The sequence below is a fragment of the Salinigranum rubrum genome, from assembly GCF_002906575.1.
Lineage (GTDB): Archaea > Halobacteriota > Halobacteria > Halobacteriales > Haloferacaceae > Salinigranum > Salinigranum rubrum.
The window spans coordinates 3,276,487-3,302,541 of sequence record NZ_CP026309.1; the positions used below are offsets into that span (position 1 = coordinate 3,276,487).

General features: G+C 68.9%; 23 protein-coding genes and 1 pseudogene. 14 read left to right on the forward strand and 10 right to left on the reverse strand.

What is annotated here, in order from left to right; genetic code table 11:
* Positions 1-29: 29 nt before the first annotated feature.
* Positions 30-2,363: a polyphosphate kinase 1 gene (ppk1, locus tag C2R22_RS16020; RefSeq protein ID WP_103426649.1), complete on the reverse strand. Its 2,334-nt coding sequence runs from the start codon at positions 2,361-2,363 to the stop codon at positions 30-32.
* 31 nt (positions 2,364-2,394) lie between these two features.
* Entirely contained in the window at positions 2,395-3,090 is a 696-nt protein-coding gene (locus tag C2R22_RS16025) for a metallophosphoesterase family protein (RefSeq protein ID WP_103426650.1), read from the reverse strand.
* A 252-nt stretch (positions 3,091-3,342) separates the two neighbouring features.
* Between C2R22_RS16025 and C2R22_RS16030 the strand changes: the two genes are divergently transcribed.
* The 3 genes from C2R22_RS16030 (at position 3,343) to map (ending at position 7,048) form a co-directional block, all read left to right on the forward strand.
* Complete coding sequence (locus C2R22_RS16030) at positions 3,343-5,391, forward strand: PAS domain S-box protein (RefSeq protein ID WP_103426651.1); 2,049 nt, start codon at positions 3,343-3,345, stop codon at positions 5,389-5,391.
* A 17-nt stretch (positions 5,392-5,408) separates the two neighbouring features.
* Positions 5,409-6,014, forward strand: a complete 606-nt coding sequence (locus C2R22_RS16035) for a sensor histidine kinase (protein ID WP_281259292.1) — start codon at positions 5,409-5,411, stop codon at positions 6,012-6,014.
* 143 nt (positions 6,015-6,157) lie between these two features.
* Complete coding sequence (gene map, locus C2R22_RS16040) at positions 6,158-7,048, forward strand: type II methionyl aminopeptidase (protein ID WP_103426653.1); 891 nt, start codon at positions 6,158-6,160, stop codon at positions 7,046-7,048.
* A gap of 53 nt (positions 7,049-7,101) precedes the next feature.
* Here the strand turns inward: map and C2R22_RS16045 are convergent, their stop codons facing one another.
* The gene (locus tag C2R22_RS16045) at positions 7,102-7,302 is read right to left on the reverse strand and encodes a DUF7835 family putative zinc beta-ribbon protein (protein ID WP_103426654.1); all 201 of its coding nucleotides are present in this window, start codon (positions 7,300-7,302) and stop codon (positions 7,102-7,104) included.
* A gap of 143 nt (positions 7,303-7,445) precedes the next feature.
* Between C2R22_RS16045 and C2R22_RS16050 the strand changes: the two genes are divergently transcribed.
* Positions 7,446-7,979, forward strand: coding sequence for an HIT family protein (locus C2R22_RS16050; RefSeq protein ID WP_103426655.1), 534 nt, complete (start codon positions 7,446-7,448; stop codon positions 7,977-7,979).
* 51 nt (positions 7,980-8,030) lie between these two features.
* Positions 8,031-9,041, forward strand: a complete 1,011-nt coding sequence (locus tag C2R22_RS16055; RefSeq protein ID WP_103426656.1) for a cation diffusion facilitator family transporter — start codon at positions 8,031-8,033, stop codon at positions 9,039-9,041.
* 37 nt (positions 9,042-9,078) lie between these two features.
* On the opposite strand, the gene C2R22_RS16060 is transcribed toward C2R22_RS16055, so the two are convergent.
* Entirely contained in the window at positions 9,079-9,444 is a 366-nt protein-coding gene (locus C2R22_RS16060; RefSeq protein WP_162562539.1) for a winged helix-turn-helix transcriptional regulator, read from the reverse strand.
* A 119-nt stretch (positions 9,445-9,563) separates the two neighbouring features.
* Between C2R22_RS16060 and C2R22_RS16065 the strand changes: the two genes are divergently transcribed.
* Positions 9,564-10,040 (forward strand): DUF2703 domain-containing protein, encoded by a 477-nt coding sequence (locus tag C2R22_RS16065; protein ID WP_162562540.1) that lies wholly within the window; start codon positions 9,564-9,566, stop codon positions 10,038-10,040.
* A gap of 39 nt (positions 10,041-10,079) precedes the next feature.
* On the opposite strand, the gene C2R22_RS16070 is transcribed toward C2R22_RS16065, so the two are convergent.
* Both C2R22_RS16070 and C2R22_RS16075 read right to left on the reverse strand, forming a co-directional pair.
* Positions 10,080-10,646 carry a S26 family signal peptidase gene (locus C2R22_RS16070; protein WP_103426659.1) on the reverse strand — a complete coding sequence of 189 codons (567 nt, stop codon included), beginning with the start codon at positions 10,644-10,646 and terminating at the stop codon, positions 10,080-10,082.
* Positions 10,647-10,725: 79 nt separating this feature from the next.
* Positions 10,726-11,976 carry a tRNA (N(6)-L-threonylcarbamoyladenosine(37)-C(2))-methylthiotransferase gene (locus C2R22_RS16075; protein WP_103426660.1) on the reverse strand — a complete coding sequence of 417 codons (1,251 nt, stop codon included), beginning with the start codon at positions 11,974-11,976 and terminating at the stop codon, positions 10,726-10,728.
* A gap of 297 nt (positions 11,977-12,273) precedes the next feature.
* Here C2R22_RS16075 and C2R22_RS16080 point away from each other — a divergent pair, with 297 nt between their 5' ends.
* A complete protein-coding gene (locus C2R22_RS16080) occupies positions 12,274-13,467 on the forward strand; it encodes a PQQ-like beta-propeller repeat protein (RefSeq protein WP_103426661.1) in 1,194 nt (397 codons plus the stop codon).
* 100 nt (positions 13,468-13,567) lie between these two features.
* Here the strand turns inward: C2R22_RS16080 and deoC are convergent, their stop codons facing one another.
* Positions 13,568-14,248: a deoxyribose-phosphate aldolase gene (deoC, locus tag C2R22_RS16085; RefSeq protein WP_103426662.1), complete on the reverse strand. Its 681-nt coding sequence runs from the start codon at positions 14,246-14,248 to the stop codon at positions 13,568-13,570.
* A 96-nt stretch (positions 14,249-14,344) separates the two neighbouring features.
* On the opposite strand from deoC, the gene C2R22_RS16090 reads away from it, so the two are divergent.
* Entirely contained in the window at positions 14,345-15,166 is an 822-nt protein-coding gene (locus C2R22_RS16090; RefSeq protein WP_103427710.1) for a DUF63 family protein, read from the forward strand.
* Between the two features lie 315 nt (positions 15,167-15,481).
* Positions 15,482-16,429, forward strand: coding sequence for a carbohydrate kinase family protein (locus C2R22_RS16095; RefSeq protein WP_103426663.1), 948 nt, complete (start codon positions 15,482-15,484; stop codon positions 16,427-16,429).
* A gap of 9 nt (positions 16,430-16,438) precedes the next feature.
* Here C2R22_RS16095 and C2R22_RS16100 read toward each other — a convergent pair whose 3' ends face one another.
* Positions 16,439-16,618, reverse strand: a complete 180-nt coding sequence (locus C2R22_RS16100) for a hypothetical protein (protein ID WP_103426664.1) — start codon at positions 16,616-16,618, stop codon at positions 16,439-16,441.
* 168 nt (positions 16,619-16,786) lie between these two features.
* Between C2R22_RS16100 and C2R22_RS16105 the strand changes: the two genes are divergently transcribed.
* Positions 16,787-17,512: a nucleoside phosphorylase gene (locus C2R22_RS16105; protein ID WP_103426665.1), complete on the forward strand. Its 726-nt coding sequence runs from the start codon at positions 16,787-16,789 to the stop codon at positions 17,510-17,512.
* A gap of 7 nt (positions 17,513-17,519) precedes the next feature.
* Complete coding sequence (locus C2R22_RS16110) at positions 17,520-18,902, forward strand: HPP family protein (RefSeq protein WP_103426666.1); 1,383 nt, start codon at positions 17,520-17,522, stop codon at positions 18,900-18,902.
* Positions 18,903-18,911: 9 nt separating this feature from the next.
* Here the strand turns inward: C2R22_RS16110 and C2R22_RS16115 are convergent, their stop codons facing one another.
* Both C2R22_RS16115 and C2R22_RS16120 read right to left on the reverse strand, forming a co-directional pair.
* A complete protein-coding gene (locus tag C2R22_RS16115) occupies positions 18,912-20,252 on the reverse strand; it encodes a TIGR00341 family protein (protein ID WP_103426667.1) in 1,341 nt (446 codons plus the stop codon).
* Between the two features lie 99 nt (positions 20,253-20,351).
* A complete protein-coding gene (locus C2R22_RS16120; protein WP_103426668.1) occupies positions 20,352-21,590 on the reverse strand; it encodes an NAD-binding protein in 1,239 nt (412 codons plus the stop codon).
* Positions 21,591-22,083: 493 nt separating this feature from the next.
* Between C2R22_RS16120 and C2R22_RS16130 the strand changes: the two genes are divergently transcribed.
* From C2R22_RS16130 to C2R22_RS16140, 3 genes and pseudogenes are all read left to right on the forward strand, one after another.
* The gene (locus C2R22_RS16130) at positions 22,084-23,295 is read left to right on the forward strand and encodes a potassium channel family protein (RefSeq protein ID WP_103426670.1); all 1,212 of its coding nucleotides are present in this window, start codon (positions 22,084-22,086) and stop codon (positions 23,293-23,295) included.
* 119 nt (positions 23,296-23,414) lie between these two features.
* Positions 23,415-24,628: pseudogene (locus C2R22_RS16135) on the forward strand (potassium channel family protein).
* Positions 24,625-25,914 (forward strand): cation:proton antiporter regulatory subunit, encoded by a 1,290-nt coding sequence (locus C2R22_RS16140; protein WP_103426671.1) that lies wholly within the window; start codon positions 24,625-24,627, stop codon positions 25,912-25,914. Before C2R22_RS16135 ends, C2R22_RS16140 begins: the two are co-directional and overlap by 4 nt.
* Positions 25,915-26,055: the final 141 nt, after the last annotated feature.

The window sequence follows — 26,055 nt, forward strand, 5'->3', positions numbered from 1 at the left end:
ACCCCAGCGCTCGCTCGACAGTCGTCGATTCAGCGGTCGTCGGTGAACACGTCGGAGAAGTCGACGCGCGACTCGCGGCCGGCGTCGGCGTTCGACTGAAACACGCCCGTCGGCTCGTCGTCGGGGGTCGCCGCCCGGGCGCGCTCCATCAACTGCTGGTGGCTGCTGCGGACCGGTTCACCGTCCTCGGGGCGGACCTGCTCGTACCTCCCGTCGGCGTCCATCACCCAGCGCTTGCGGTTGTCCCCGCGGGCCGCGTCGAGGACGAACTGCAACTCCTCGCGGAGGTCGGGATCCTCGACGGGGGTGACGGCCTCGACGCGACGGTCGAGGTTGCGCGTCATCCAGTCCGCGCTCCCGATGTAGTACTCGGGGCTGCCGTCGTTCTCGAAGTAGAATATCCGCGAGTGTTCGAGGAACCGACCGACGACGGAGGAGACGTCGACCGTCTCGCTCACGCCCTCGATGCCGGGGCGGAGCCGACAGATCCCCCGCACCAGGAGGTCGATGTCGACGCCGGCCGTCGACGCGCGGTACAGTTCCTTCACCATCTCGGGATCCTCCAGGGAGTTCATCTTCGCGACGATCTTCGCCTCCCTCCCCTGGCGGGCGTGGTCGGCCTCGCGGCGGACGAGTCGGGTGAACTCCCGGCGCATGTTCTCGGGGGCGACCAGGAGCTTCCGGTAGGATTCGTGCAGCGAGTGGCCGGTGAAGAAGTTGAACAGCTTCACGAGGTCCTGGCCGACGTCGCGGTCCGACGTCAGGAGTCCCAGATCGGTGTACGTCTTGGCCGTCTCGGAGTGGTAGTTGCCGGTGGCGACGTGCGAGTACAGCTGTACGCCGTCGGTCTCTTCGCGCACGACGAGCGCCGTCTTCGAGTGCGTCTTGAGGCCGATGGTGCCGTAGGCGACGTGAATGCCCTCTTCCTCCAGGCGTTTGACCCACCGGAGGTTGTTCTCCTCGTCGAATCGGGCCTTGAGTTCGACCATCACCGCGACCTGCTTGCCGTTCTTCGCCGCCTCGATGAGGCTCTCGATGACCTTCGAATCGGAGGCGGTCCGGTAGATGGCCGCCTTGATGGCGAGGACGTCGGGGTCCGAGGCGGCGGCGTCGAGGAACGACTGGACGGTGGTCGAAAAGGAGTGGTACGGGTGGTGGACGAGCACGTCCTTCTCTCTGATCTCCGTGAACAGCTCCTGGGGGGCGTCGGGGTCGACGCCGGCGAACCGGGGGTGCGCCTGCGGCGACCACGGATCGAGCTTCAGGTCGGGGCGGTCGAGGCCCGCGAGCGAGAAGAGGGCGGTGTAGTCGAGCAGGCCGTCGAGCGTGACCACCTCGCGCTCGGAGACGCCGAGTTGGTCGACGAGGAGATCCCGCACCCGGTCGGGGGTGTCGGAGGATATCTCCAGCCGGACGACGGTGGCGAACCGCCGCTGGCGGAGCACGTCCTCGATCACCCCGACGAGTCCCTCGGCGATCTCCTCGTTCCGCCGCACTTCGGCGTTGCGCGTCACCCGGAAGAGCGAGGTGTCGAGCACGTCCACGTTGGGGAAGAGGCGGTCGAGATTCGCCTCGATGACGTGTTCGAGCCGGACGTACCGGCGCTCGTCGGTGTCGGCGTCGGCATCGCGGGCGACGCCGCCGACGTCGACGAGCCGCGGGCGGTTACGGGGAAGCTTCACCCGCGAGAACTTCACGTCGGAGCCGTCGCTCGTGAGCACCGCGAGCGAGAGCGAGAGGTTCGAGATGAACGGGAACGGATGGGCGGGGTCGAACGTCAGCGGCGTCAGCGTGGGGAGGACGTTCTGTTCGAAGTAGTCGCTGAGGTCGGCCCGTTCCTGGGGAGAGAGGTCGGCCCAGTCGACGATGCGGACGCCCTCGTCGGCAAGGGCGGACCGGACTCCGTCGTAACAGGCCGCCTGTCGCGTGAGGAGCGCGCGCGACTCCTCTAAGATCGCCTCCCACTGCTCCTCGGGCGTCCGACCGTCGGGCGTCAGTTCCGTGACGCCGGCGTCCATCTGCTGTTTCAGGCCGCCGACCCGCTTCATGAAGAACTCGTCCATGTTGCGGGTGACGATGGCGAGGAACTTCGCGCGTTCCAGGAGGGGGTTGCGCCCGTCGACCGCCTCGTAGAGGACGCGGCGCTGGAAGGCGAGTTCGGAGAGTTCGCGGTTGAGATACAGGGAAGGGTCGTCGAGGTCGACCGCGTCACCGACCTCGAACGTCGTGTCGGGGAAGACGTCGACGGTGGCGTCCGAATCGCTGTCGACGGTGGCGTCGGAAGCGGACCTGGAGGCGGACGCCGAAGCGTCCCCGTCGGTCGACTGCGCCGCGGCGTCGTCCGAGACCTCTTCCTGTGACATCGTCGGATCTACGCCGTCGCGCGACTTGAGTTCACTGGAGGACGGGCATCCGCGGCGTGACGAACTTCGACGCGGGGCGGTGCTGGACCGTCCGGTCGGTCTCCAGTTCGAGGACGGTCTCGTCGTACCAACTGTACGCCGTCAGCGACCCGCCGTAGACACAGCCCGTGTCGAGGCCGACCGCGTGCTCGCGGATGACGGGGTCCGCGATGGGCGTGTGGCCGAAGAACACCGTCTGCGGCCCGTCGTGTTTCTCCCACCAGAAGGGGCGCTCGTATCCGCTGGAGAGCGACCGCATCTCCAGGAGGTCGTCGACGTCGTGCGCCTCCAAGGACTTGCGCGGGTCGACGCCGCCGTGGACGACGAGGGCGTCCTCGAAGGAGATGGCGACGGGAAGCGAGCGGATCCACGCGAGGTCTTCGGTAGTGAGTTCGGGGAGTTCCTTCGTCCCGCGGAGGAGTTTCTCCTCGTTGTTGCCGCGGATGGTGACCATGTTGTCGTGCGCCCGAACGAAGTCGACGACTCCCTTGCTGTCGGGCCCCTTGCGGACGAGGTCACCGACGAAGACGAACAGGTCGTCGTCGGAGGGACCGATGCGGTCGACGAGCGTCTTCAGTTCGCGGAGACAGCCGTGGACGTCGCCCACGACGTAGATGTCGTCCCACTCGTCCGCGTCGATTCGGTGGTGCTGCGCCTCGACGCTGTGGTTGAACTGAGGGGTAGTCATAGGGGGGAGGTTCCTGTGAGACACCTAGGCGGAAAGCATCTAAAGGATTGCTAAGTTATCTATATAGTTAAACGGTGTCACGGGAGGAGATCACACGGTGAGGGCGAGAGAGAGACTGCGAGCGCCGTCTCCCTCGTCGAGCGGTCCCGGGCCCGCCTATAGAGAACGGCGTGTGGAACGGAGACGGGCCGTGTTTTTCATCCGAGATATTCGCTCCCGAACGGTTATGCGCAGGCTCGACCCTGACAGACCATGACCGACGAGTCATCTACGGACGTCGTCCGTGTCCTCCACATCGATGACACGCCGGACTTCGCCGACGTGGTCGCCACGCACCTCGAACGTGACAACGACGGATTCGTCGTCGAAACCGCCACGGACGCGAACGAGGGGCTGGAGATGTTCGTCGCCGACGAGTTCGACTGCGTCGTGTCGGACTACGACATGCCCGGACGCGACGGGATCGCTCTCCTCGAATCGATTCGGGCGGTCGACCCCGACCTGCCGTTCATCCTGTTCACGGGGAAGGGGTCGGAGGAGGTCGCCAGCGACGCGATCTCGGCAGGGGTCACCGACTACCTCCAGAAAGAGCGGGGCACCGACCAGTACACCGTGCTCGCCAACCGGATCGAGAACGCCGTCGCCCACTACCGCTCACAGCGACTGGTCGAGCGGAGTGAACGCCGACTGCGCGAGATCGTCGACGCCATCCCACAGTTCCTGTACGTGGTCGACGAGGACGGTTCCTACCTGCTCGCGAACGAGGCCCTCGCGGACTTTCACGGCACATCGGTCTCGGAACTCGAAGGATCGAACGTGACGGACGTGTTCGACGACGACGACGTCGCCCAGTTCACGGCCGACCTCGAAGACGTACTCGAGTCGGGGATCACGAAGCACGTACCGATCATCGAGATTCCCGACTCGACGGGGGAAGTCCGTCGCCTCGAACCGCGCATCCTCCCGTACGACCTCGCGGAGACCGACAAGGATGCGGTGCTCGGACTGACCGTCGACGTCACCGAACACGAGGAGCGCTCCCGCGACCTCGAACGGACGTACGAGCGGATGCGACTCGCCCTCGAACACACCGACTCGGTCGTCTTCGAGATCGACTTCGACACCGGCGCCGTGGTCCGTCACGGGACCTACGAGCGGTCCTTCGGCGTCTCACCCGACGAGACGCCGACGTGGGAGGACCACCTCGAGCACGCGGTGCACCCAGAGGACAGGGAGGCGTTTCGGCGGTTCCACGAACGACTGATCGACGGCGAGCGCCACCGTGACGAGATCGTCTACCGCACGAACCCCGAGAACGGGGGCGTTCGCTGGATGAGAGCCACCGTCTACGTCCGACAGGAGTCGGGCGGGTCTCCTCGGCAGGCGATCGGCATCTCTCGGGACGTCACCGAACAGCGGCGACACGAGCGCGAACTCGAACAGGCGAACACCCTGCTCTCGACGCTGTTCGACACGCTCCCCGTCGGCGTCCTCGCCGAGGACGCTTCCCGGCAGGTGTTGGCGGTCAATCAGCAACTGTTCGACCTGTTCGAGATGCCCGGGAGTTCCGAGGACGTCGTCGGGGCGGACTGCGGGCGACTGGCACGAGCGGTCAGCGACCAGTTCGTCGACCCCGAGGGGTTCACCCGGCGAATCGACGAACTGATAGCCGAACGCGAACCGGTCCGCGACGAGGAACTGGTGCGCCGCGACGGGCGGACGTTCGCCCGGAGCCACCAGCCGATCGACCTCTCCGACGGCGCCGGACACCTCTGGGTCTACCACGACGTCACCGAGCGCACGGAACACGAACGTCGACTCGAGGCGCTGCACGAGGCGACGCAGGAACTCATGGCCGCCGAGACGCGCGAGGAGGTGGCCGAGGTCGGCGTCGAGGCGACCCAGCGGATCCTGGGGTTCGACGCGAACTCGATCCATCTACACGACGAGGGGTCGGGGCTCGTCCCCGTCGCCGTCTCCGACACCATCCACGACCTCATCGACGAGGTGCCGACGTTCACCGACGGCGGCAGTATCGCGTGGCGGGTCTACGAGGAGGGCGAACCGCTCGCGATCGACGACGTCCTCGACGACCCGGACGTGTACAACCCCGAGACGTCCATCCGGAGCGAACTGCTGCTCCCGATCGGTGAACACGGACTCCTGCTCGCGGGGGCGCCGACACCAGAGGCGTTCGACCAGCGGGACGTCGTTCTGGGGGAATCCTGGTCGGCAACGTCGCCGCGGCGCTCGAACAGGTCAAACGGACGGGGCAGGTCCAGGCCCGCGAACGGGAACTGACGCGCCAGAACGACCGCCTGAAGGAGTTCACGAGCATCGTCTCGCACGACCTCCGCAGTCCGCTGAACGTGGCCGAGGGACGGCTGGCCCTGGCGATGGACGAGTGCGAGAGCGACCACCTCCCGCAGGCGGCTCAGGCGCTCGATCGGATGGGGGCGTTGATCGACGACCTCCTGACGCTCGCGCGCGAGGGTGACCGGGAACGTGAGGCGGAGACGGTCGACCTCGCGTCCCTCGCGCGGAGCAGTTGGCGACACGTCGCGACGGCCGACGCCACGCTGGTCACGGAGACCGAGCGGACGGTCCGAGGGGACGAGAGTCGGCTCCAGCAACTGTTCGAGAACCTCTTCCGCAACAGCGTGGAACACGGCGGCGACGACATCACCGTGACGGTCGGTGACACGGGGACGGGGTTCTACGTGGCTGACAACGGGCCGGGAATCCCGGCAGACACCCGCGAAGCGGTGTTCGATGCCGGCTACTCGACGGTGCCGAACGGGACCGGGTTCGGGCTGAGTATCGTCAAGCAGGTCGTCGACGACCACGGGTGGACCATCGCGGTCACCGACTCCGCCGACGGCGGCACGCGCGTCGAGGTCACGGACGTCGACGGCGAACCGTAGTTCACGGCCGTCGGCGAACCGTAGTCGGGCCTCGTTCACGTCGGCCGCGAGCCGTGACCGGGCCGCTCCCGCAGGCGTCGAGACGCGCTGACGTCGCCGGGCACCCCGCAACCTCTTTCCTTCCCTCCCCCAAACCGGAGGCCATGAGTATCGGACCCCTCGACGACGAAACGGTCGAAAAGTACCGCGAGGCAGGCCGGGTGCTGAAGACGGTGATGGACGAGACGCGCGAACTGGTCGAACCGGGGACGACCCATCTCGAAGTGGCCGAACACGCCGAGTCGCGCGTCGCAGACCTCGCCGACGGCTGTGCGTTCCCGGTGAACATCTCGGTCAACGAGGAGGCGTCGCACTCGACGCCCGGACGCGACGACGACACCGAGTTCGGCGAGGACCTCGTCTGTCTCGACATCGGCGTCCACGTCGACGGCTACATCGCCGACGCCGCGGTCACAGTGGACCTCGCGGGCGAGGACGAGTTGACGGAGGCCGCAGAACAGGCGCTCGACGCCGCCCTCGACGAGATCGGACCCGGCGTGGAGACGGGCGTCGTGGGGCAGGCCATCGAGGACGTCATCCGGGGCTACGGCTTCACGCCCGTCCTGAACCTCTCGGGTCACGGCGTCGCCCAGTACGACGCTCACACCGGCCCCAACATCCCCAACCGAGGGACGGAGCGGGGGGTCGAACTCGAAGTCGGCGACGTCGTCGCCGTCGAACCGTTCGCTACCGACGGCCGCGGGAAGGTGAGCGAGGGCTCGAAGGAGGAGATATACAGCCTCGAACGCGAGCGCTCCGTCCGCAACCGCCAGGCGCGCGAAGTGCTCGAACACGTCACCGAGAACTACCGGACGCTCCCCTTCGCCGCGCGGTGGGTAGACGTCCCGCGTGCGGAGATGGCCATCTCGCGGCTGTCGCGACAGGGCGTCCTCCACGGCTATCCCGTGCTCAAGGAGGAGGACGGCTGCATGGTGAGCCAGGCGGAACACACGGTCATCGTCACCGAGGACGGCTGCGAGATCACGACCGAGTAGCCCGACACTGACGGTCGGTGACGCGTCCGAAAGAAGTAAAACGCCTGCCCCAGTTAGGCGTCGTTCATCCGCTGTGCGGAGGTGGTCCCACACTCGAAGCAGGTGGACACGCGATACGGCTCGCGCGAGTACTCCGCGTTCTCCGGCTTCGAACTCTCCGTTCGAAGCTCGACCTGCACCCGATGGAGTGTCTCACGCTCACACTCCCTGCAGGGTTCGGTCATGCCGTCTGTGTCTGATGGTCGCGTAGCCATCGAACCACCCTAGGGATTCATCCGACATTAAGTTACTTCCTCGTCATGTCGTGAATCATGTTCCTCTGCGACCGGCGTGATAGGGTCGAGCGACCCCCGCTGAGGACGGACAGGACTAAACGACCTCCCCCGCTCCCGAGCGTATGGATCAGATCTTCGCGCCGTGGCGCATCGAGTGGGTCGAACGCGAGGAGAGCGGAGACGAGTGCCCGTTCTGTGCGCTCCCCGACCGCGGCGATGACAGGGACGCGAAGGTCGTCGCTCGCTCCGAACACGCGTTCGTCCTCCTCAACAACTACCCGTACAACCCGGGGCACGTCATGGTCATCCCGTACCGCCACACCGGCGAGTACGGCGCGCTCTCGGACGCCGAACTGCTGGACCACGCCCGACTGAAGGCGCGGACGTTCGACGCACTGGAGGCAGCGCTCGGCCCCGACGCGTTCAACGCGGGACTGAACCTCGGCGGCCCCGCCGGAGGCTCTATCGAGGACCACCTCCACACCCACGTGGTACCGCGGTGGAACGGCGACACGAACTTCATGCCCGTTGTATCCGAGACGTCGGTCATCGTCGAGGCCATCGACGACACGTACGAGCGCGTCCACGAGGCGTTCGTCGCACAGTCGGGGGCGACCGTCGCCGACACCGGGGCGGTTCGGCTCCGTCTCGACTGAGTCGAAGCGCCGAACGAAGCGTCTTTGACCCTCTCGGTCCAATCACGACCGATGGACCGGTCTGACGCGGTACGGCGGGTCGGGGCGGTCATCCTCGCGGTGAACGTCGCGCTCGTGGCCGCCAAGGGCGGCGCCTGGTACCTCACGGGGAGCCTCGCGGTCGGCTCTGAGGCGGTCAACAGCCTCGCGGACGTGGTCTACAGCGTCGTCATCCTCGCGGGGCTCTACCTCACGACGCAGCCTCCCGACTTCGAGCACCCACACGGCCACGAGCGCATCGAACCGTTCGTCTCGCTCGTCATCGCGCTCGGGGTCTTCGCCGCGGGCTTCGCCGTCATCTGGCAAGCCACGTCGTCGGTGCTGTCGGGCGACTACGGCGGCGCCGCCGGCACCCTCGGACTCGTCGTCCTCGGGACGAGCGCCGCCGTGAAGTACGGTCTCTACCACTACTGTCTCCGGATGGGCGAGCGGTACCACTCCCCCGCGCTGGAGGCGACGGCGCTCGACAACCGCAACGACATCCTCACCGCGAGCGCGGCGCTCGTCGGCGTCGTCGGTGCCTCGATGGGCGTGCCCATCCTCGACCCGATCGCCGCGGGCGTCGTCTCGCTCGGTATCCTCTACACGGGGTACGAGATCGTCCGCGACAACGTCAACTACCTCGTGGGGGCCGCCCCACCCGAGTCCCTCCGCATCGAAATCCTCCGCCGGGCGTTCGCCCACCCCGACGTGAGAGGCGCTCACGACGTCGTCGCTCACTACGTCGGCCCCGAAATCGACGTCAGCCTCCACATCGAGGTCGAGGGGGACATGACGCTCCTCGACGCACACGACATCGAGACGGAGGTCATCGAGTCCATTCGGGCGCTCCCGCAGGTCGACGACGTCTTCGTCCACGTCGACCCGAAGGAACTCGGCGAGTGGAAAGAGGACGAGACGACGGACCTCTTCGCGCGGGAGTTCCCCGACGACCGACGCGACGAGGGGACGGATGCCGTGGGAACGGCGAGCACGACCCAAACCCAGTCGACGAGGCCCGAACGCGACCCTCGCGGCCAGTAACGCTTTCGACTGCGTTCGGCAGGGGGTCGCGGAAGGGTCAGTCGCAGCAGTCCAACGAGGCAGGTGACGACAGGTGCGCGCAGGTCCCGTCGCCGCAGGGGACGACCCGTGCCCGGTCGTCGATGGTCGACAGCGCCGCGACGACGTCGCGGCCAGCGTCGGTGAGCGTGTACCACGTCGTCGGCGGCGACGTCGCCGCGACACGGCGCGAGACGAGACCGCGGCACGACAGGGCATCGAGGCGACGCGAGAGGGTCGACGACGTCACGTCCAGTTCCCGACGGAGGTTCGAAAACCGTCGGTCGTCGGCGTCGAGCGCGAACAGCACGTGCGGCGCGTACTTCGCGCCGAGGACGTCCGCGAGGTCGTGCCACGCGGCCTGTTGGTCGGTGTCGAGCGTCACGGCGGTGAGTTCGTCGCCGTGGTACTTAACAGAGTGTGGACGGTCCCACCGGTGCAACCTCGCCGCGTCGAAGCGAGCCGGCGTGTGGGGTAATCGTGGGAGACGACGAAGTGGAGTCGATGACGACACGACCACGCGACGTCAGAGTGGAGTTCCTGTACCTCGACCGAGAAACCTGCGAACGGTGCCGCGGAACGGAGGCGGCCGTCGAGAGCGCGCTTTCGGCCGTTCGACCCGCGCTCGCGCTCGCCGGCGCGGGCGTCGTTCTCGACCGCGTCCACGTCGACTCGGCGGCAACGGCCGAGAGGGTCGGACTCGAAGTGTCACCGACGGTCAGGGTCGACGGTCGGGACGTCCAGGCGGAGTTCGAGACCTCCGACTGCGGCTGTGCGAGCGACGAGTCGGTTCCCTGTCGGGTCTGGCGGTACGACGGACGGACCACCGAACGCGCCCCAGCGAGTCTCGTCGCCAACGCGGTGCTCAGCGCGGCGTATCAGGTCGAGTCGACTGACCGTGGCGGTGACGACCCCACCGACCGTCGGGAGGTGACTCGACCGGTTGAGAGGTACTTCGAGAGCGACGAGCCGTGCTGCTGACCCGAGAGTACCTCGCCGCAGTTCGGTGAGGACGGCAGGTCAGCGCCCTGCGAGCAGTAGCCGGAGGTGTCCGATCCACGGGACGGCGGCCTGTCCCTTGCCAGTAATCCAGGCCTCTCGAACGACGGCCATCCCGCCGGCCTGGTCGTAGTAGTCGTTCGCGTCGCCTTTGGTCACGTAGCCGTCGTGTGGTGCCGGGCAGTGTGCGAGTTCACGGCAACTGTCGACCGACGCGGGGAGGTACTCGGAATCGGCCTCGTCGTACCAGTTCTCGCCGCGGTCGACGCGGAGGTGCGCACGGTGGATGACCAGCCCCTCGTGCGACGGCGAGTCGAAGACGAGGACGTCGCCGCGCGCACCGAGCCGTCGGTACTCCGCTGCGGCAGCGTGGGTGGCAACAGGCGCGCCTGAGGGGGGCGCGAACCGCTCCGTCGCCGTCACGTACACGAGGTCGCCGCGTTCGAGGTGCGGCTCCATGCTCCCTGACTCGACGGCAACGAACGGGGGCCAGACGCCGGACGCCGCGAGCACGAGGCTGAAGACGAGCAAAACGGCGAGCGCGGGGGCGACGCTCCGTAGTCGTTCGGCGCGTGTTGGAGGGACCACACCGGCCGGTCGCGCGTCGAAGGCAAGAGGACAACGGTCTCACGCGAGACGGTGACGGAACGCCCGAGGCGCGTGACGCTCAGACCGGCTTCGCGAACGCGTACACGGTCTGGTGGCCCGTCACCTCGACCTCGCAGAAGTCACCGGGTTCTAATCCATAGTCGGAAGCGTTCTGGACGATGATCTGCCGGTAGGCCTCGTCGCGGCACTTCACCGAGTCGCCGGTTCCCTCCTCGACGACGAGCACCTCGTGGGTGGTACCGACCATCGCCTCGTACGCCTCGGCGACGACCGCCATCTTCAGCTCGGACATCTCCTTCGAGCGTTCCTTCTTGACGGTGCCGCCGAGCCCCTTCAGCTTCGCCGCGTCGGTGCCCGGGCGCTTCGAGAAGCGGGTGACGTTGATCTTCTCGGGGCGGGTCTCGCGGAGGAGCGCCATCGACTGCTGGTGGTCGACGTCCTCCTCCGTGGGGTAGCCGACGATGAAGTCCGTCGAGAGCGTCCAGTAGTCGAGGTGAGCGTCGAACGTCTCGCACACCTCGACGTACTCCGACACTTGGTGCTGGCGGCGCATGTGCCCCAGGACGGAGTTCGAACCGGACTGCACCGGCGCGTGGAGGAAGTTGTAGAGCTTCTCGTTCTCGGCGAACACCCGGGCGAGGTCCTCGCGGATGCCGTGGACGCCCTTCGGGTTGGCCATCCCGACCCTGACGCGGAAGTCGCCGTCGATGTCACAGATGCGGTCGAGGAGTTCGTGGAGCGTTCGTTCCCCCTGATCCCAGCCGTAGACGCCGGTGTCTTGGCCCGTGATTCGGAGTTCCTTCGCGCCGGCGTGGACGAGCGCGCGCGCCTTCTCGACGTTCTCCTCGACCGAGGGGGAGTCTATCTTGCCCGTCGCGTGCTTCGTGATGCAGTACGAGCAGTCGCTCATGCAACCGCGGGCGATGGGGAGGATGCCGACGACGCCGTCGAGGACGGGTTCGACGCCCGGCCCGGGCGTGGGACACTCGCCGTTCGTCACGGCCGAGGGAACCTCGTCCCAGTGGAGAATCTGGGCGTCGACGCTCTCCTCGCGGAAGAGGTCGCCCTGGGCGAGCGCCATACAGCCGGTGACGATGAGGTCGGCGGTCTCCGTTTCGAGTTCTTTGGCCCGGCGGAGCATGTTCCGTTCCGTCTTCTCCACCACGGTGCAGGTGTTCATGATGGCGACGTCGGCCTCTTCTGGCCCATCGACGCGGTAGTGGCCCGCGTCGCGGAGCGCCGACTCGATCTGTCGGCTCTCGCCTCGATTGGACGTACAGCCGTACGTCTCGATGTGATACCGAGCCATTCGCTTCGTGGGCGCTTGCCGGCCGGCGGGCAAAAGCACGACGGTCTGTCCGTTCGGGATGGGGGTGTGAGAACGGGGGTGAGCGGGGCGAACGGTCAGCACGTGGGGGGGCGAACCAGAGCACGACGCGGTGTGCTGACGGCGAGTGAGCGCACACGCGCTCCGGGCCGCGTCGCGGTCGAGGTCAGGTCACAGCGGGTGTGGCCGCGGCCTCCGACATAAACTCGGGGGCGGGAGGTTCACGCCAGGTAGCGGCGAGGAGAAGACACTTGTCCGTTGCACGGACAGTCGGAACCGATGCCCTCCACGCAGACGAGACGGCGGTTCCTCGCGGCCTGCGGGGCCGCCTCCCTGGGAGCCGCCGCCGGCTGTCTCGCTGACGACGGACACGACGCTGCGGCCGACGCCGCCGGCGACCGAACCGACTGGCCGACCGCCGGCCACGACGGGGCGAACACGAACTACGTCCCCGGGGCGAACACGATTCGCGGTGTCTCGGAGGCTCGGCGGGTCGACGACCGACTCGGGAGCGCCCAGCCAATCGTCGCCGACGGCACGCTCTACCTCGTCGGCGACACCCTCCGGGCACTCGATCTCGACAGCGGCGAGACGAACTGGGAGGTCGCCCCGGAGGACGGACAGGGGAACTTCTGGGCGGCACCCACGGTCAGGGATGAAACGGTCTACGTCGCGAACGGTCACCAGCGCGTCCACGCCATCGACGCCACGAGCGGCGAGAAGCGGTGGACGACGGCGGTCGACGTCGGGTCGTACGTGACGCCTCGGCTGGACGACGACGGCGAGGCGGTGTACGTCGGCGGCGAGGGACACGTGAGTCGGCTTGACGCCGAAACCGGGGACGAAGAGTGGTCACACGACCTCTTCGGCCAGGTCCGCCAGTCCGTGGCAGTCAGGCGCGGCGTCGTCTACGCGGTCACCGAGGGCGGCGAACTGTACGCGCTCGACGAGTACGGCGACGGCTACTGGCGGGTCGACCTGCCCGCGAAGTGTCAGACGCCCCCGACGCTCGCGGGGAGACAGGTGTTCGTCGGCACGTTCGACGGCTTCGTCCACGCCGTCGACACGGCCCGGGCGAACCTCGCGTGGTCCACCGAGGTCGGCGGGTTCGCCAAGGGCGGCATCGCCGTCGCCGACAGTACTGTCTACGCCGACGGCGGCCGGAGTCTCCACGCGCTCGACGTCGACAGCGGGGAGAAGCGGTGGGCGTTCGACGTCGGTACCACCGGCGACCACACGCCCGTCGTCGCCGGCGACACCGTCTTCACGACCGGTGACCGCCTGTACGGGCTGAAGCCGGGCGGAGGCTTCTCGAACGGAACGATCCGCCAGGAAGCGCTCCGCTTCTCGCACCCGACTGGCGGCTACGCCGGGCCCATGAGCGTCGCCGACGGCCGCGTGTACGTCACTGCACGGCTGGGCGACGCCGAGGGGAACCAGACGACGACGCTGCTGGTGCTCGAACCGGCGTAAAACGGGACGATGAGCGAAGGAGATTCGACGCGGGCCGAGGCGTTCCTGACCGTCGCCCGCGAGGGGGGCGACGAACTCCTCGCGCTGGCGTGATGCTCGGTTACTCCTCGTCTTCGTTCTCGCTCTCGCTCTCGTTCGCGTTTTCGTCCGCGGGGAACCCCTCGACGATGGCCACGCCGGAGGACGCGCCGATGCGTTCGGCACCCGCGTCGAACATCGCCCGTGCCTCCTCGTAACTGCCGACGCCGCCGCTCGCTTTGACGGGCAGGTACTCGGCCATGAGTTCGACGTCCTCCACCGTGGCTCCGCCGTCGGCGAACCCGGTCGAGGTCTTGACGAACGCGGCGTCGGCGTCGCGGGCGAGTTTGCAGGCGCGGTGTTTCTCCTCTCTGTCCAGAAGCGCCGTCTCGATGATGACCTTCACCGGGATGGGGACGGCGGCGACGACTTCTGCCAACTCGTCGCGCACCTCGCCGTCCTCGCCGGCGTGGAGGCGACCGACGTTGACGACGACGTCGAGTTCGTCGGCGCCGTCGCGCCAGGCCGTCGCCGCCTCCTCGCGCTTGGCGATGGTGGCGTTCTGGCCGTGGGGGAAGCCGATAACCGTCGCGAGGGTGAGGTCGGGTGCCTGCTCGCGTGCCGCCGCGACGTAACACGGCGGGATGCAGGCGTTCATGCCGTGTGCCTCGGCCTCGTCGACGACGCGCTCGACGTCCGACGGTCGGGTCTCCGGGCCGAGGACGGTGTGGTCGATGCGGGCGGCGAACTCGCTCCGATTCATAGCCCGAGAGAGGCGAACCGGTCATAAAAACGCCGGGGGTAGGGAGGGAAGAACGCAAGTGGTTTACTCCGAGGTCACGGTCGCTTTCGCATGGCGATGCCGCTTCTCCAGTTCCTCCCGGAGGGGTTCGCCCTCCCGCCACTACCGTATCTGATCGCACTTGCGGTCGGCCTCGGCGTCGTCGCCGTCGGCGCGACCAGTCGTGACCTCGCGGTCGACCGGCGGCACGTCGTCGCGTTCGTGCCGTGGATTCTGGCCGGGTCGTGCGCCCACGCGCTGTACGTCGTCGACGCCCTCCCCGCCCTGCTCCGGCCGCTCGGGGGGACGCCCGCCGTCTACGCCACCGTCGCCGTCGGCGCGGGCCTCACCTGGCTCGCGGCCGACGCCGCCGTGGACGCCGAGACGACACCGCAGGTACTCGGTTACGTCGGCCTCGCGGCGGTCGTACCCACCTGTGCGACGGGCATCGCCGTCGGCCTCTCCCGTGGGACGTTCTCGCCGCTGTGGTCCACCGTCGCGCTCGGGGTGAGTCTCGCTGTCGGGGCGGCGGCGTGGGCGCTTCTCACCCGTCTCGTCCCGCGCGTCGAACACACCGGCCGGGTCGGCCTCCTCGCCCTCTTGGCCCACGCCGTCGACGGCGTGTCGACGGCTGTCGGCGTCGACGTGCTCGGCTTCGGCGAGCGTACCCCGCTCTCGCGGTACATCATCGAGTTCGCGGCGGGGCTGCCGACCGAGCCCCTGCTGGGGAGCGGCTGGCTGTTCGTCCTCGTAAAACTCGCGCTGGTTGGCGGCGTCGTCGTGCTCTTCGCCGACCTGATGGAGGAAGACCCCCGCGAGGGGTCGCTGCTGCTCGGCGTCGTCGCCGCCGTCGGACTGGGCCCGGGCGCGCACAACCTGTTGCTGTTCGCCATCGCGTGATAGTTCGCCGGTGAAGAGCCACCAGGCAACCGACTTCGGGTGTGTGGTTCCGACAGGGCTTTCGTTGGTCTCCGAGTCCCGCGACTCGTGTTCGCACAGGCGAGGGCGTCCGAGTCGCCGACGGCGGGGTCGCTAGGATGAGGATGCGGTCTCACCGCGCCCGTGTGTCGCGCGGTTCGGTCGTACCCACCGACCACCCGAGGACACGAACCACCGAGACGAACCTCGCCACCCCGACGGCTCGAACGTAAACGCCCCGCTCGGGTGACACAGACGTTTTAACACCCGCCGCTGACTGGTACGAGAGAGACAGCCATGCCGCGCGTCATCTGTGCGGGGCACGTCAACTGGGACGTGACGCTGCACGTCGACGACCTGCCCGCCCCCGACGGCGAGGCGCAGGTCCGTGAGGTGCAGGCCGCGGGGGGAGGCAGCGCGGCGAACGTCGCCTGCGGCCTCGCGGGGCTCCGGCTCGATGCCGCCCTCCTGGGGAGCGTCGGCGGCGACTCCCACGGCACGGAGGCGCGGCACGAACTCGCCGCCGCCGGCGTCGACACGACGGGCGTACAGGTGGTTCCGGACCGCCCGACGGCCGTGAAGTACATCGCCGTCGACGACCACGGCGAGGTGATGATCTTCGGGACGCCCGGCGCGAACGAGGCGTTCGACACCGACGCGCTGTCGGTCGACAGCATCGACGGCGCGGACCACCTCCACCTCACGGGCCAGTCGCCGACGACGGCGCGGCGCCTCGCCGCCCTCGCCGGCGACCTGGGGCTCTCGGTGAGCCTCGACCCCGGCCGACTCGTCGGCGAACGCGACTTCGGCGCGGTGCTCGACCGGGTCGACGTGCTCTTCCTCAACGGCCGGGAGGCCGCCCTCGCGCTCGCCGACGGGCGGGAGTCGGCCCGCGACGACGCGGGCGCGGGCCTCGGAATCGAGAGCGAGACCCGCGCGGTGGTCATCAAACGCGGTCCGAACGGGGCCGAGGTGCGAACCGACAGCCGGCGGTACACGCACCCGGGGTTCGCCGCCGACGTCGTCGACACCACGGGAGCGGGCGACGCGTTCGCCGCGGGCTATCTCGCCGCGACCCTCGACGAGGCGAGCGTCGAGGACGCGCTGACGGTCGGAAACGCCTGCGGTGCGCTCGCGGCCGAGACGCGAGGCGCGCGCGCGGAGCTCTCGTGGGGGGCCGTCGAGACGATGCGGGCCCGCGGGGTCGAGGTCGAGCGCGAACCGGTCGGCGAACACGGCGAGTGAAGGGGAGAGTCACCTGCCGAGGACGGCGAGTCCGCCTGCGACGGCGAGCACCGCGACGAACAGCCCCGTCCCGACCGCGAACGTGAGGTCCACACCGGCGACGTACGCGCCGAGCGCGACGACGACGCCCGCGGCGAGGGCACCACCGAACAGTCGGTCGACCGGGAGTCCGTCCGTGTCGGCGTCCATACCATCTCCCGGGACGCGGGTGACAAGAATCGTCCGGCCGTTTCGTCCGGTAGTCGTGTCGTCCGTCGGTCGCTTCGTCCGCCGAGCCGAGTCCGCCACCCGGTCGCATCGTCCGGTCGGCGGGTGGCATCCACGCGGTTTTTTCATCTCCGCCGCCGGACGCCGAGTATGGGCAAACAACCGCACCTCCTCGTCGAGGAGGGCGACGTCGCGGACCTCGCGCTCGTCCCGGGCGACCCCGGTCGGGTCGAACGCATCGCGGACCGCTGCGAGGACGTCGAACGCGTCGCGAGCAACCGGGAGTACACGGTCGTCAACGCCACCTACGAGGGGCGTCCGGTGACCATCTGTTCGACGGGAATCGGCTGCCCCTCGGCGGCCATCGCCGTCGAGGAACTCTCACGCGTCGGCGTCGAGACGTTCGTCCGCGTCGGCACTACGGGCGCGCTCCAACAGGGCATCGAAATCGGCGACATGATCGTCGCCACGGGAGCGGCGAAGAACGAGGGCACCTCCAAACGGTACGAACCGGCGGAGTTCCCCGCGGTACCCGACTTCGAGGTCCTCCGCGCGCTGGTCGACAGCGCCGAATCGAGAGGCGAGGAGGTCCACGTCGGCCCCATCGTCTCCGACGACGCCTACTACGCCGAGACCGACGAGTACGTCCGCGAGTGGGAGGAGGCGGGCATCCTCTCGGTGGAGATGGAAGCCGCGACGCTGTTCACGCTCGCCCGGCGGAAAGGCCTCCGCGCCGGCGCCATCTGCACCGTCGACGGCAACCTCGTCGAGGGGACGCAGAAGGGCGCCGACTCCGACGAGGAACTCCCCGAGAAGGCGAAGAACAACGTCGAGCGGGCCATCGGTATCACCCTCGACGCCGTCGCCGACCTCTGAGGCCAGCGTGGACCGCGAGACGCTGCTCGCCCGCGTCGCCGCCGTCTGGCAGCGAGCCCGCCGCATCGAGCGCCGCGAACTCGTCGAGTTCCGCCGCTGGGCCGAGAACACGAACAACCTCATCCACCTCTCGATTCTGCTGTTCGTCCCGCTCCTGATCGGCGGCGTGACGATCATCTCCAACGCCCTCACCGAACTGTCGTTCCTCCTGTTTCCGCCCCTGGCCTCGGGGACGTACACGCTCTTTGCCGACCCCGAGGGGAGGTACGCCTCCCCGGTCAAGTTCGTCGTCGGACTCACCATCGGGGCGTTAGCGGGGTGGATTGCGCTCGAACTCTCCCTTCTCGTCTCCGGCCCGCCCACCGGCACGTTCGGCGTCCTCCCCGCGGCGGCCACGCTCTCTATCCTCCTCACGGGCGGGACGACGTGGGCGCTCAACGTCGAGGAACCGGCGGCGTTCTCGACGGCGCTGCTCGTCCTCGTGACCAACCGCGCGAGCCCACAGTCGTACGTGCTGAGCGTCGCCGTCTTCGGGACGCTCGTCGCCGGCGTGTTCTACGTCTGGCGCGAGCAGTTCTACGAGAAACGCGCCCGCTACCTCTACAGCACCGTCTCCGCGGACGACCGGGTGCTGGTCCCGATGCGCGGCCCCGACTGGTCCGCGGAGACGACCGCCGCGTTCGGGACGCGCCTGGCCGCGGCTCACGACGCCGGGAGGGTGGTCCTCCTCGGTTTCGTCGAGGGCGGCGGCGAGGACGAGAACGGGGAGACGACGGCGGTCACCGACCACCTCGAATCGGTCGCCGAACGCGTCAGGGAGTCGGGCGTCGCCTGCGAGGTGGTCGTCACGGAGGGCGAACCCGTGACGGCGACGCTCCGGGCCGTCCGCGACACCGGCTGTGACCTCGTCGTGACGCCGTACGAGGCGGACGACGGCGCGCTCACCGAGTTCGTCCGCGGCGTGTTCGGCGGGCCGTCCGACGCCATCGCGTTCCGCGCGGTCGACGACGACTGCGACTGGCGGCGCGTGCTCGTTTTGGTCGCGCGTCCCGGCGACACCGCCCACGCGATGATCGACTTCGCCGAGCGACTCGTAGGCGAAAGGGGAACGCTCAGCGTCTGCACCTGCATCGGAACCGAGGTGGAGCGCCGACCGGCGGAGACGCGACTCGCGAACCTCGTCGAGACCGTCGACCGCCCCGTCGAAACGCGCGTCGCCCGGTCCGAGGTGACGTCGTACATCACCGCGAACGCCGGGGCGTACGACCTCGTCATCATCGGGTCGAGCGGCGACCGCTCCGCCGCGTCTCGGTTCGTCTCGCCGCCCACGTTCGAGCGGATCGCGGAGGTCGAGACGGACGTCGCAGTGGTGGACCGAGGGGACCCGTGAGTCGGCCGGTCAGATAGCGGGCGAGTTAGGACGGACTGTCATCGAACGGTCGGCCGCGGGGGGCGCGCGACCCCGGTCGTTGAACTCGACGACGACCGCGACGTCCCGGCCGGTCTCGGTCGCGATCGCGGCGGCGATACGTTCGGGAAGCTGTGGATAGGCGGTGTCGACCGGACGGTTGACGGTGACCATCACCGACTCGCCCTCGGACGGGGTCAGGCCCAGCCCGACGCCGATATCCGCTCGGACGCGGACCAGTTCGACGTCGTCGTACTCGGGACGTTCGATAACGCCCTCGACGGACTCCGTGGCGGCCCGTTCGAACGCGATCGGACCGGCCAGCAACGTCGACGCCGTGACCAGCAGGCCCGCCAGAACGACGATGGTCACGACGGTCTCCCACTTCTGCCAGAGAACCGCCAGCCCGTCGGCCTCGGCCCAGTCGGGCGGTCGGTAGCCGAGATACCACAGCACCGCGAAGGCCGAGAGGTTGACCGCGACGGCGTTCACTAAGAGTAACAGCCCGGCACCGAGTGCGATGTTCGGAGAGCCCCACGCGATGCCGATGCCGACGGCGGCCGCGGCCGGAACGAGCGCGGCGGCGATCATCACGCCGACCAGCGACACCGGGAGCGCCGTCGCGAGGGCGAGTGCCCCCGCCGCGCCGGCGCAGATGGCGACCGCCAGTGTCAACAGTCCCGGCGAGACGCGACTCGCGACCTGACTGACGTTTCCCACGGAGAGCAACGAGGAGACGAACCCGCCGCGTTTCAACAGGAAGCCGAACGCCGCCGCACCGCCGATGGCCAGCGCGAACCCGAGCACCTGCGAACGGAACCCGACCAGGAGCATCCGGCGGTCGTCCAGGACGATTCCCACGCCCGAGATGAGTGCCGACCCCACCTGCGGGGCGATCACCATCGCGCCGACGACGACGGCCGGCGAGTCGAGGAGCAGTCCCGCGGTGGCGACAATCGTACTCAGGAGCGTCAGCCCGTAGTAGGTGAGGTTGTTGCGGTGCATCCCGAGGGCCTTTCCCCTGATCTCTTCGGGGGCGACGGAGTCGTCCTCCTCGGGGCCAGCGACGAACCGGTCCTCGAGTTCGTTGAAGTGTGCGGTCTTCGCCGTCTCGGTGGCCGTGATGATCGTGTACTGACTGTCGTCGAGGCCGGCCGCTCGAAGCTCTTCGAGGATGTACTCGACGGCCTGCGTCGGCAGCGGAAACTCCAGAAGGACGGTCTCTTCGGCGGTCGCGCTCTGCGTGACAACGTAGTCGATGGACTCGTCGTCGAGGACCGCGAGAACCCCGTCCAGGTCCTCCTCGGGGACCACCACCTTGATCTGGCGCATGTGTCCACCCACAGACACCGCTCGCATTACACTGGCGGTACCGAGATTCGGGGCGGGTGCGCGAGTCGCGGAAGGGAGACGGACGCGACGGTGAAGCCGTCAGCGGTCGCCCGGTTCGGACCCGCCGTCCGGGTCAGCGCCACCCGAGGCTTCCGCTCCGTCCCCCTCTTCGTCGACCGGATGCTCTTTCGACGGCTTCTCCTCCATGACCTTTTGTTCGACCCGCTCGGAGTCGCCGCCGAGCGCCGACTCGGCCATCAGGTGTCCTCCCAGGGTGGTCGGGCTGATGACGGTGTCCGCGCCGGCGCGCTTGAGTTTGTCGACGTTCTCCCTGTTCGAGGCCGCCGCGACGATTCTGACCTCCGGATTCAGTTGTCGTGCCGTGAGGATGGCCAGCGCGTCCTCGGCGTCGTTGTTGGTGGCGACGACGACGGCGCGGGCGGTGTCGACGCGGGCGCGCTGGAGCGATTCCGCGTCGCTCGGGTCGGCGGTGAAGACGTCGACGTCGCGGTCCGAGAGGATCCGGGCACGTTCTGTGTCCCGGGTGATGACGACGTACGGCGCCTTCGACGCGAGTTCTTCGAGGATCGGTTCGGTGAGGTCCCCGTAGCCGAGCACGAGGACGTGGTTTTCGAGGAGGTCGAGTTGTGTTTCGGTCATGCGTCCGAGTGCTTTCGAGAGGCGTGCTTCGATGGCGGGCGTGAGGAGGACACCGAGCGCCACCGCGAACGAGGAGACCGTCACGAGCAGGACGGACATCCCGAACAGGCGCGCGATGGGGGTCGAGGGAGTGATGTCGCCGTAGCCGACCGTCGACCCGGTGACCAGCGCGAAGTAAAACGCGTCGACGAGGTTGTCGAGGCCGTTGAACTGCTCGCGGAGCGCGTAGGCGCCGACGGTCCCGTACGTCTGTGCGCCGATGATGGCGGCGAGGGCGGCCAGTTCCGTGGCGGAGAGGTCGAGGTCGCGGTGGAACCGCTTGCGGTTGAACCCGAGCACGAGGAACGCGACGACCGACAGCGCGACGAGCGGGACGGCGCGCTCGTTCGACTGGAGCGCACCCTGTGCGGCCGTGACGGGAAACAGCACCATCGTCGCGTACCACGCCGCGCGGAGCCCTCGCCGGAGGCCGAACGCGCTGGCGAGGAGCAGAAAGCCCGTGAGCGCTCCGGTGAAGCCGGCGATGATCGGGACGAACTCGGGGACGAGCGCCGCGATGGGACCGATCGGGCGCGGCGGCGCGCCGATGTTGGCGATGCCAGTGACGACCGACGCGATGGCGACGGCGAAGGTCAGCGCCACCGACGCCCGTCCACCGATCCACTGGCGACTGACCATACCCGTGGTTGGGTCGACTCGCTGTATTAAACAGCTCGGTCGACGCGACGCCGATGCCGGCCCGGTCGGCAGCGGTCCGGAGCGACTCCAGAGTGAGGCGACACCGGTCAGCCGCGTCCTGAGCGACGACGACATGCCCGAAACGAACGGACTGGGGGTTCGAGAGCGCGTGAGAGACGTCGGCTCACGGGTCCCGTCCATCCTGTACGCGGAGGCGAGACGACGAGATCGCCGAGCGGACCGTCGACGCCGATGGTGACGGTTACGTGCGGAAAGACGGTCGCCTCGCGCCACGTCATCGCACTCGCGAGTCGGAGCAGGAGCGAGTGGCCCGCGCGGGCCGAACCGGAGACGGATGGATGGTAGGCGGCGCTCGGAACCACTCGGTGACGCTCGGGAGAGTCCGTCTCCTCACGACCGACGGGACGGATCGGGGGACGGACCGACGGTGCGGGACGTAACTTGTATACCGACCGCACGAGTGAACGGGGGTATGGCTTCGCTCCCGGTCGAGATTCTCTTCGGACTCTATCTGGGAATCCTCACGGGGATCATCCCGGCGCTGGTGTCGGGCGTCCTCGGCTTCCTGTTCAAATACGTCACGAACGTGACCATCCCCGGGCTCGGCGTCGTCGTCCTCTCGCTCGCCATCGCGGGCGCGAACGGCGGACTCATGGCGCTGAACGATCCGACCATCATCGGCTCCGGCGGGCGGTTCGTCGTCGCGATCATCGTCGTCCTGATGCTCTCGCTGTACGCGCACAGCCAGGGCGACAAACTGGGCGCGTCGGTGCCGCGACGGCTGAACCTCCGGAAGCTCACGGCGCGGACGCTCAACACGGACGTGGTCGAACTCGTCGGCGGGCGCGGTCAGGTCCGCGTCACCGTCTCCGGCGACGTCGGCGACATGGAGGGCTACCCCGCCCTCCCCGCGGACCTCCGCACGAGCATCCGCGACGGCGAGTGGACGTTCCCGGTCGACGTCCCGCTCGTCGAACTCGAAACCCGGTTCGCCGACCGCCTCCGCTCGGAGTTCGACCTCGCCGACGTGTCGGTGCGTCTGGACGAGAACGCCCGCGCGACTGTGAGCGCCGCACCGCCCGTCGGTGCGCTCTCGAAACGCATCCCCGCCGGCAAGCGTGCGGTGTCCGTGAACGCGCTGCTGCCGACCGGCCTGGCAGCCGGCGACGACGTCGACGTCGTCGCCGGCGACCGAACCGTCTCCGGAACCGTTCTCAGCGTCGCGGGCGGGTCGAAGGCGGCGAGAGAGTCGGCCACGACCGACGGCGGGGTCGACACGGACGCGCCGGCACCCGCCTCGGCTTCGACCGCACCGGGCGGAGACGGCCGCGTCACGCTCGCGGTCACTCGACCGGACGCGGAGACCCTTCTCGGCGTGTCGTCGGCCGAACGACTCGTCGTCAACTCCCACGGCGTCCGCCGCGAGTTCGAACTCATCTCGCTGCTCCGGCGCAGCGGCCGCCGGTTCCGCACGCTGACGGTGCGTGAAGGCGGTCTCCTCGACGGTGTCACGGTCGGAGAGGCGGCCGTCCGCGACAGCTACGGCGTCGCCGTCTTCGCCGTCCGCCACGAGGGGACGTGGCGGATCGCACCGCGCGGCGGACAGGCCGTCGCCGCCGGCGACAGCCTCGTCGTCGTCGGGACGCGCGAGGCGCTGGGCGCGTTCGAGGAGGCGGTTGCGTGAGCCACCCGACGCCTGCGGTCGGGGCTCGCCGCCGGCCGCTCGGTGCCCGAGACGCGTCGGTTCGAGAGCCCCGTGGAGGGGGTCGGAACTGGTATCCCGACGGCGCGAGTTGTTCGACTATGGCTTCGCTGCCTATCGAGGTGCTCTTCGGACTCTACCTGGGCATCCTCACGGGGATCATTCCCGCGCTGGTGTCGGGGATACTCGGGTTCGCCTTCAAATACATCACGGGTGTCACCGTTCCCGGCTTCGGTGTCATGGTGCTGGCGCTGGCCATCGCGGGCGCGAACGGCGGACTCATGGCGCTGTCGGACCCGGCACTCATCGGCTCCGGCGAACGGTTCGTCGTCGCGATCATCGTCGTCCTGATGCTCTCGCTGTACGCGCACAGCGAGGGCGACAAACTCGGTGCATCGGTGCCGCGACGGCTGAGCCTCCGGGAACTCACCGAACGGACCCTCAACACGGATGTGGTCGAACTCGTCGGCGGGCGCGGTCAGGTCCGCGTCACCGTCTCCGGCGACGTCGGCGACATGGAGGGCTACCCCGCCCTCCCCGCGGACCTCCGCACGAGCATCCGCGACGGCGAGTGGACGTTCCCGGTCGACGTCCCGCTCGTCGAACTCGAAACCCGGTTCGCCGACCGCCTCCGCTCGGAGTTCGACCTCGCCGACGTGTCGGTGCGCCTGGACGAGAACGCCCGCGCGACCGTGAGCGCCGCCCCGCCGAGCGGCGCGCTCTCGAAGCGCGTCCCACCCGGTAAGCGCGCGGTGTCCGTGAACGCGCTGCTGCCGACCGGCCTGGCAGCCGGCGACGACGTCGACGTCGTCGCCGGCGACCGAACCGTCTCCGGAACCGTCCTGAGCGCGAAGACGAACGAGACGAGGGCGGAGACGGTAGCGACCGACGGGGGGTCGACGCGGCCGCGTCGGCACCGGTGACCCCGGTCACCCCGACGACGGCGGGCGGAGACGGCCGCGTCACGCTCGCGGTCAGCCGACCGGATGCGACCGCCCTCCTCGGCGTGTCGTCGGTCGACCGCCTCGTCGTCAACTCCCACGGCGTCCGCCGCGAGTTCGAACTCATCTCGCTGCTCCGGCGGGGTGGACAGCGCTTCCGGAAGCTCACCGTCCGTGAAGGGGGAGCGCTCGACGGCGTCACGCTCGGCGGGGCGGCCGTCAGGGACAACTACGACGTCGCCGTCCTCGCCCTCCGCCACGAGGGGACGTGGCGGGTAACGCCACGCGGGTCACAGTCGGTCGGGGCCGGCGACGACCTCTTCGTCGTCGGCCGACCGGACGCGCTCACCGCCTTCGCGGAGGTGGTCGCGTGAGCGGTCTCGTCTTCCTCCAGAACGTCTCGCTCGACAGCCCGACGCTCGTCGAGGACGTCGCGCGGCTCCTGGCGTTCGTCTTCGCCGCAGGAACCGTCTCGGGGCTCTCGGCGCTCGTCTTCCGGTGGTACACCCGCGAACCGGTCCCCCTCGGCGTGTCGACCGTCCTCGGGCTGTCGGTCGTCGCGCTGTATCTCAACACCGTCGGCCTGTTCAGCCAGCTCGTCGTCGGTCGGGGGGCGACCATCTTCGAGTTCGACGCGGTCGTGTTCAACGTCGTCGCCATCGGGCTCGCGGCGTTCGCGACGCCGGTCGGACGGCGCGTGGGTGACCGCGTGGCGACGGACGTCTTCGCCGTCGCCGGCGCGAAGGAACTGGACGCGGAGGTGTCGCGCATCGTCCGAACCGTCGGGCGGGTCACGGCGGTGACGCTCCCCGAGGCCGACGACATCGAGGACATGGAGAGCTACGACCCCGTCTCCGCCGAACTGAAAGAGGAGATGGGCGCGAAGACGCTGCTGTTCCCGAACCGGCTCACCATCGAGGAACTCCGCGACAGGCTCATCACCCGGCTGAAGGACGACTACCGCGTCGGCTACGTCGACGTCGAACTCACCGAGCGGGGGGTCGTCGAGTATCTCGCGGTCGGGAGCCGGGCGGCGGGACTCGGGCCGACGCTCGGACACGGAACGGTCGCCCTCTCGCTCCGCGCCGACCCGGCGAACGCCGCGAGCCCGGGCGACCTGGTTCAGGTGTGGCGACCCGGCGGCGTCGACCCCGAACCGCCGGAGAGCGACGACACCGACGGCGTCGATCCGACGGAGCCAGCGGAGGGGACGCGTCGACCGCCCGAACGGCTCTTCACGGCGGAACTCCGGGCGACGAACGGCGACGTCGTCACGCTCGCCGCCGACGCCACGGACGTCGGGAAGGTCGACGCGACGACGACGTACCGGCTCGTCTCGCTCCCGGCCGAACCCCGTGCGGACCGGGAGTTCGCCTCCCTGCTCCGCGTCGCCGACGAGACGATGGCCGCGGTCACCGTCCCCGAGGGCTCCGAAATCGTGGGGGAGACGCTCGGGTCGCTCGACGTGACCGTCGCCGCGGTCCGTCCCGCCTCGGGGACGGTCCAGGCCATTCCGACGCGCTCGCGGCTCATCGAACCCGGGGACACGCTCTACGTGGTCGCCCGACCCGAGGTGCTCCGACGGCTCGAAGCGCGGACCAGCGTCGTCGTCGAAGTGCCACCCACCGCGGCGGAGGCGATGGAAGCCCCCGCCGACTGACGCTCTCTCGAACCGGAACGTCGAACCGTCGGACGGCGAGTGACGCCGCGAGAGGACGAACGGGGACAGCCCGCGAGTGAAAGATATTTCTCCAAGACGAGTCCGAAAAAACGCTTTACGTCGACGGTGGCAATCCGGAGG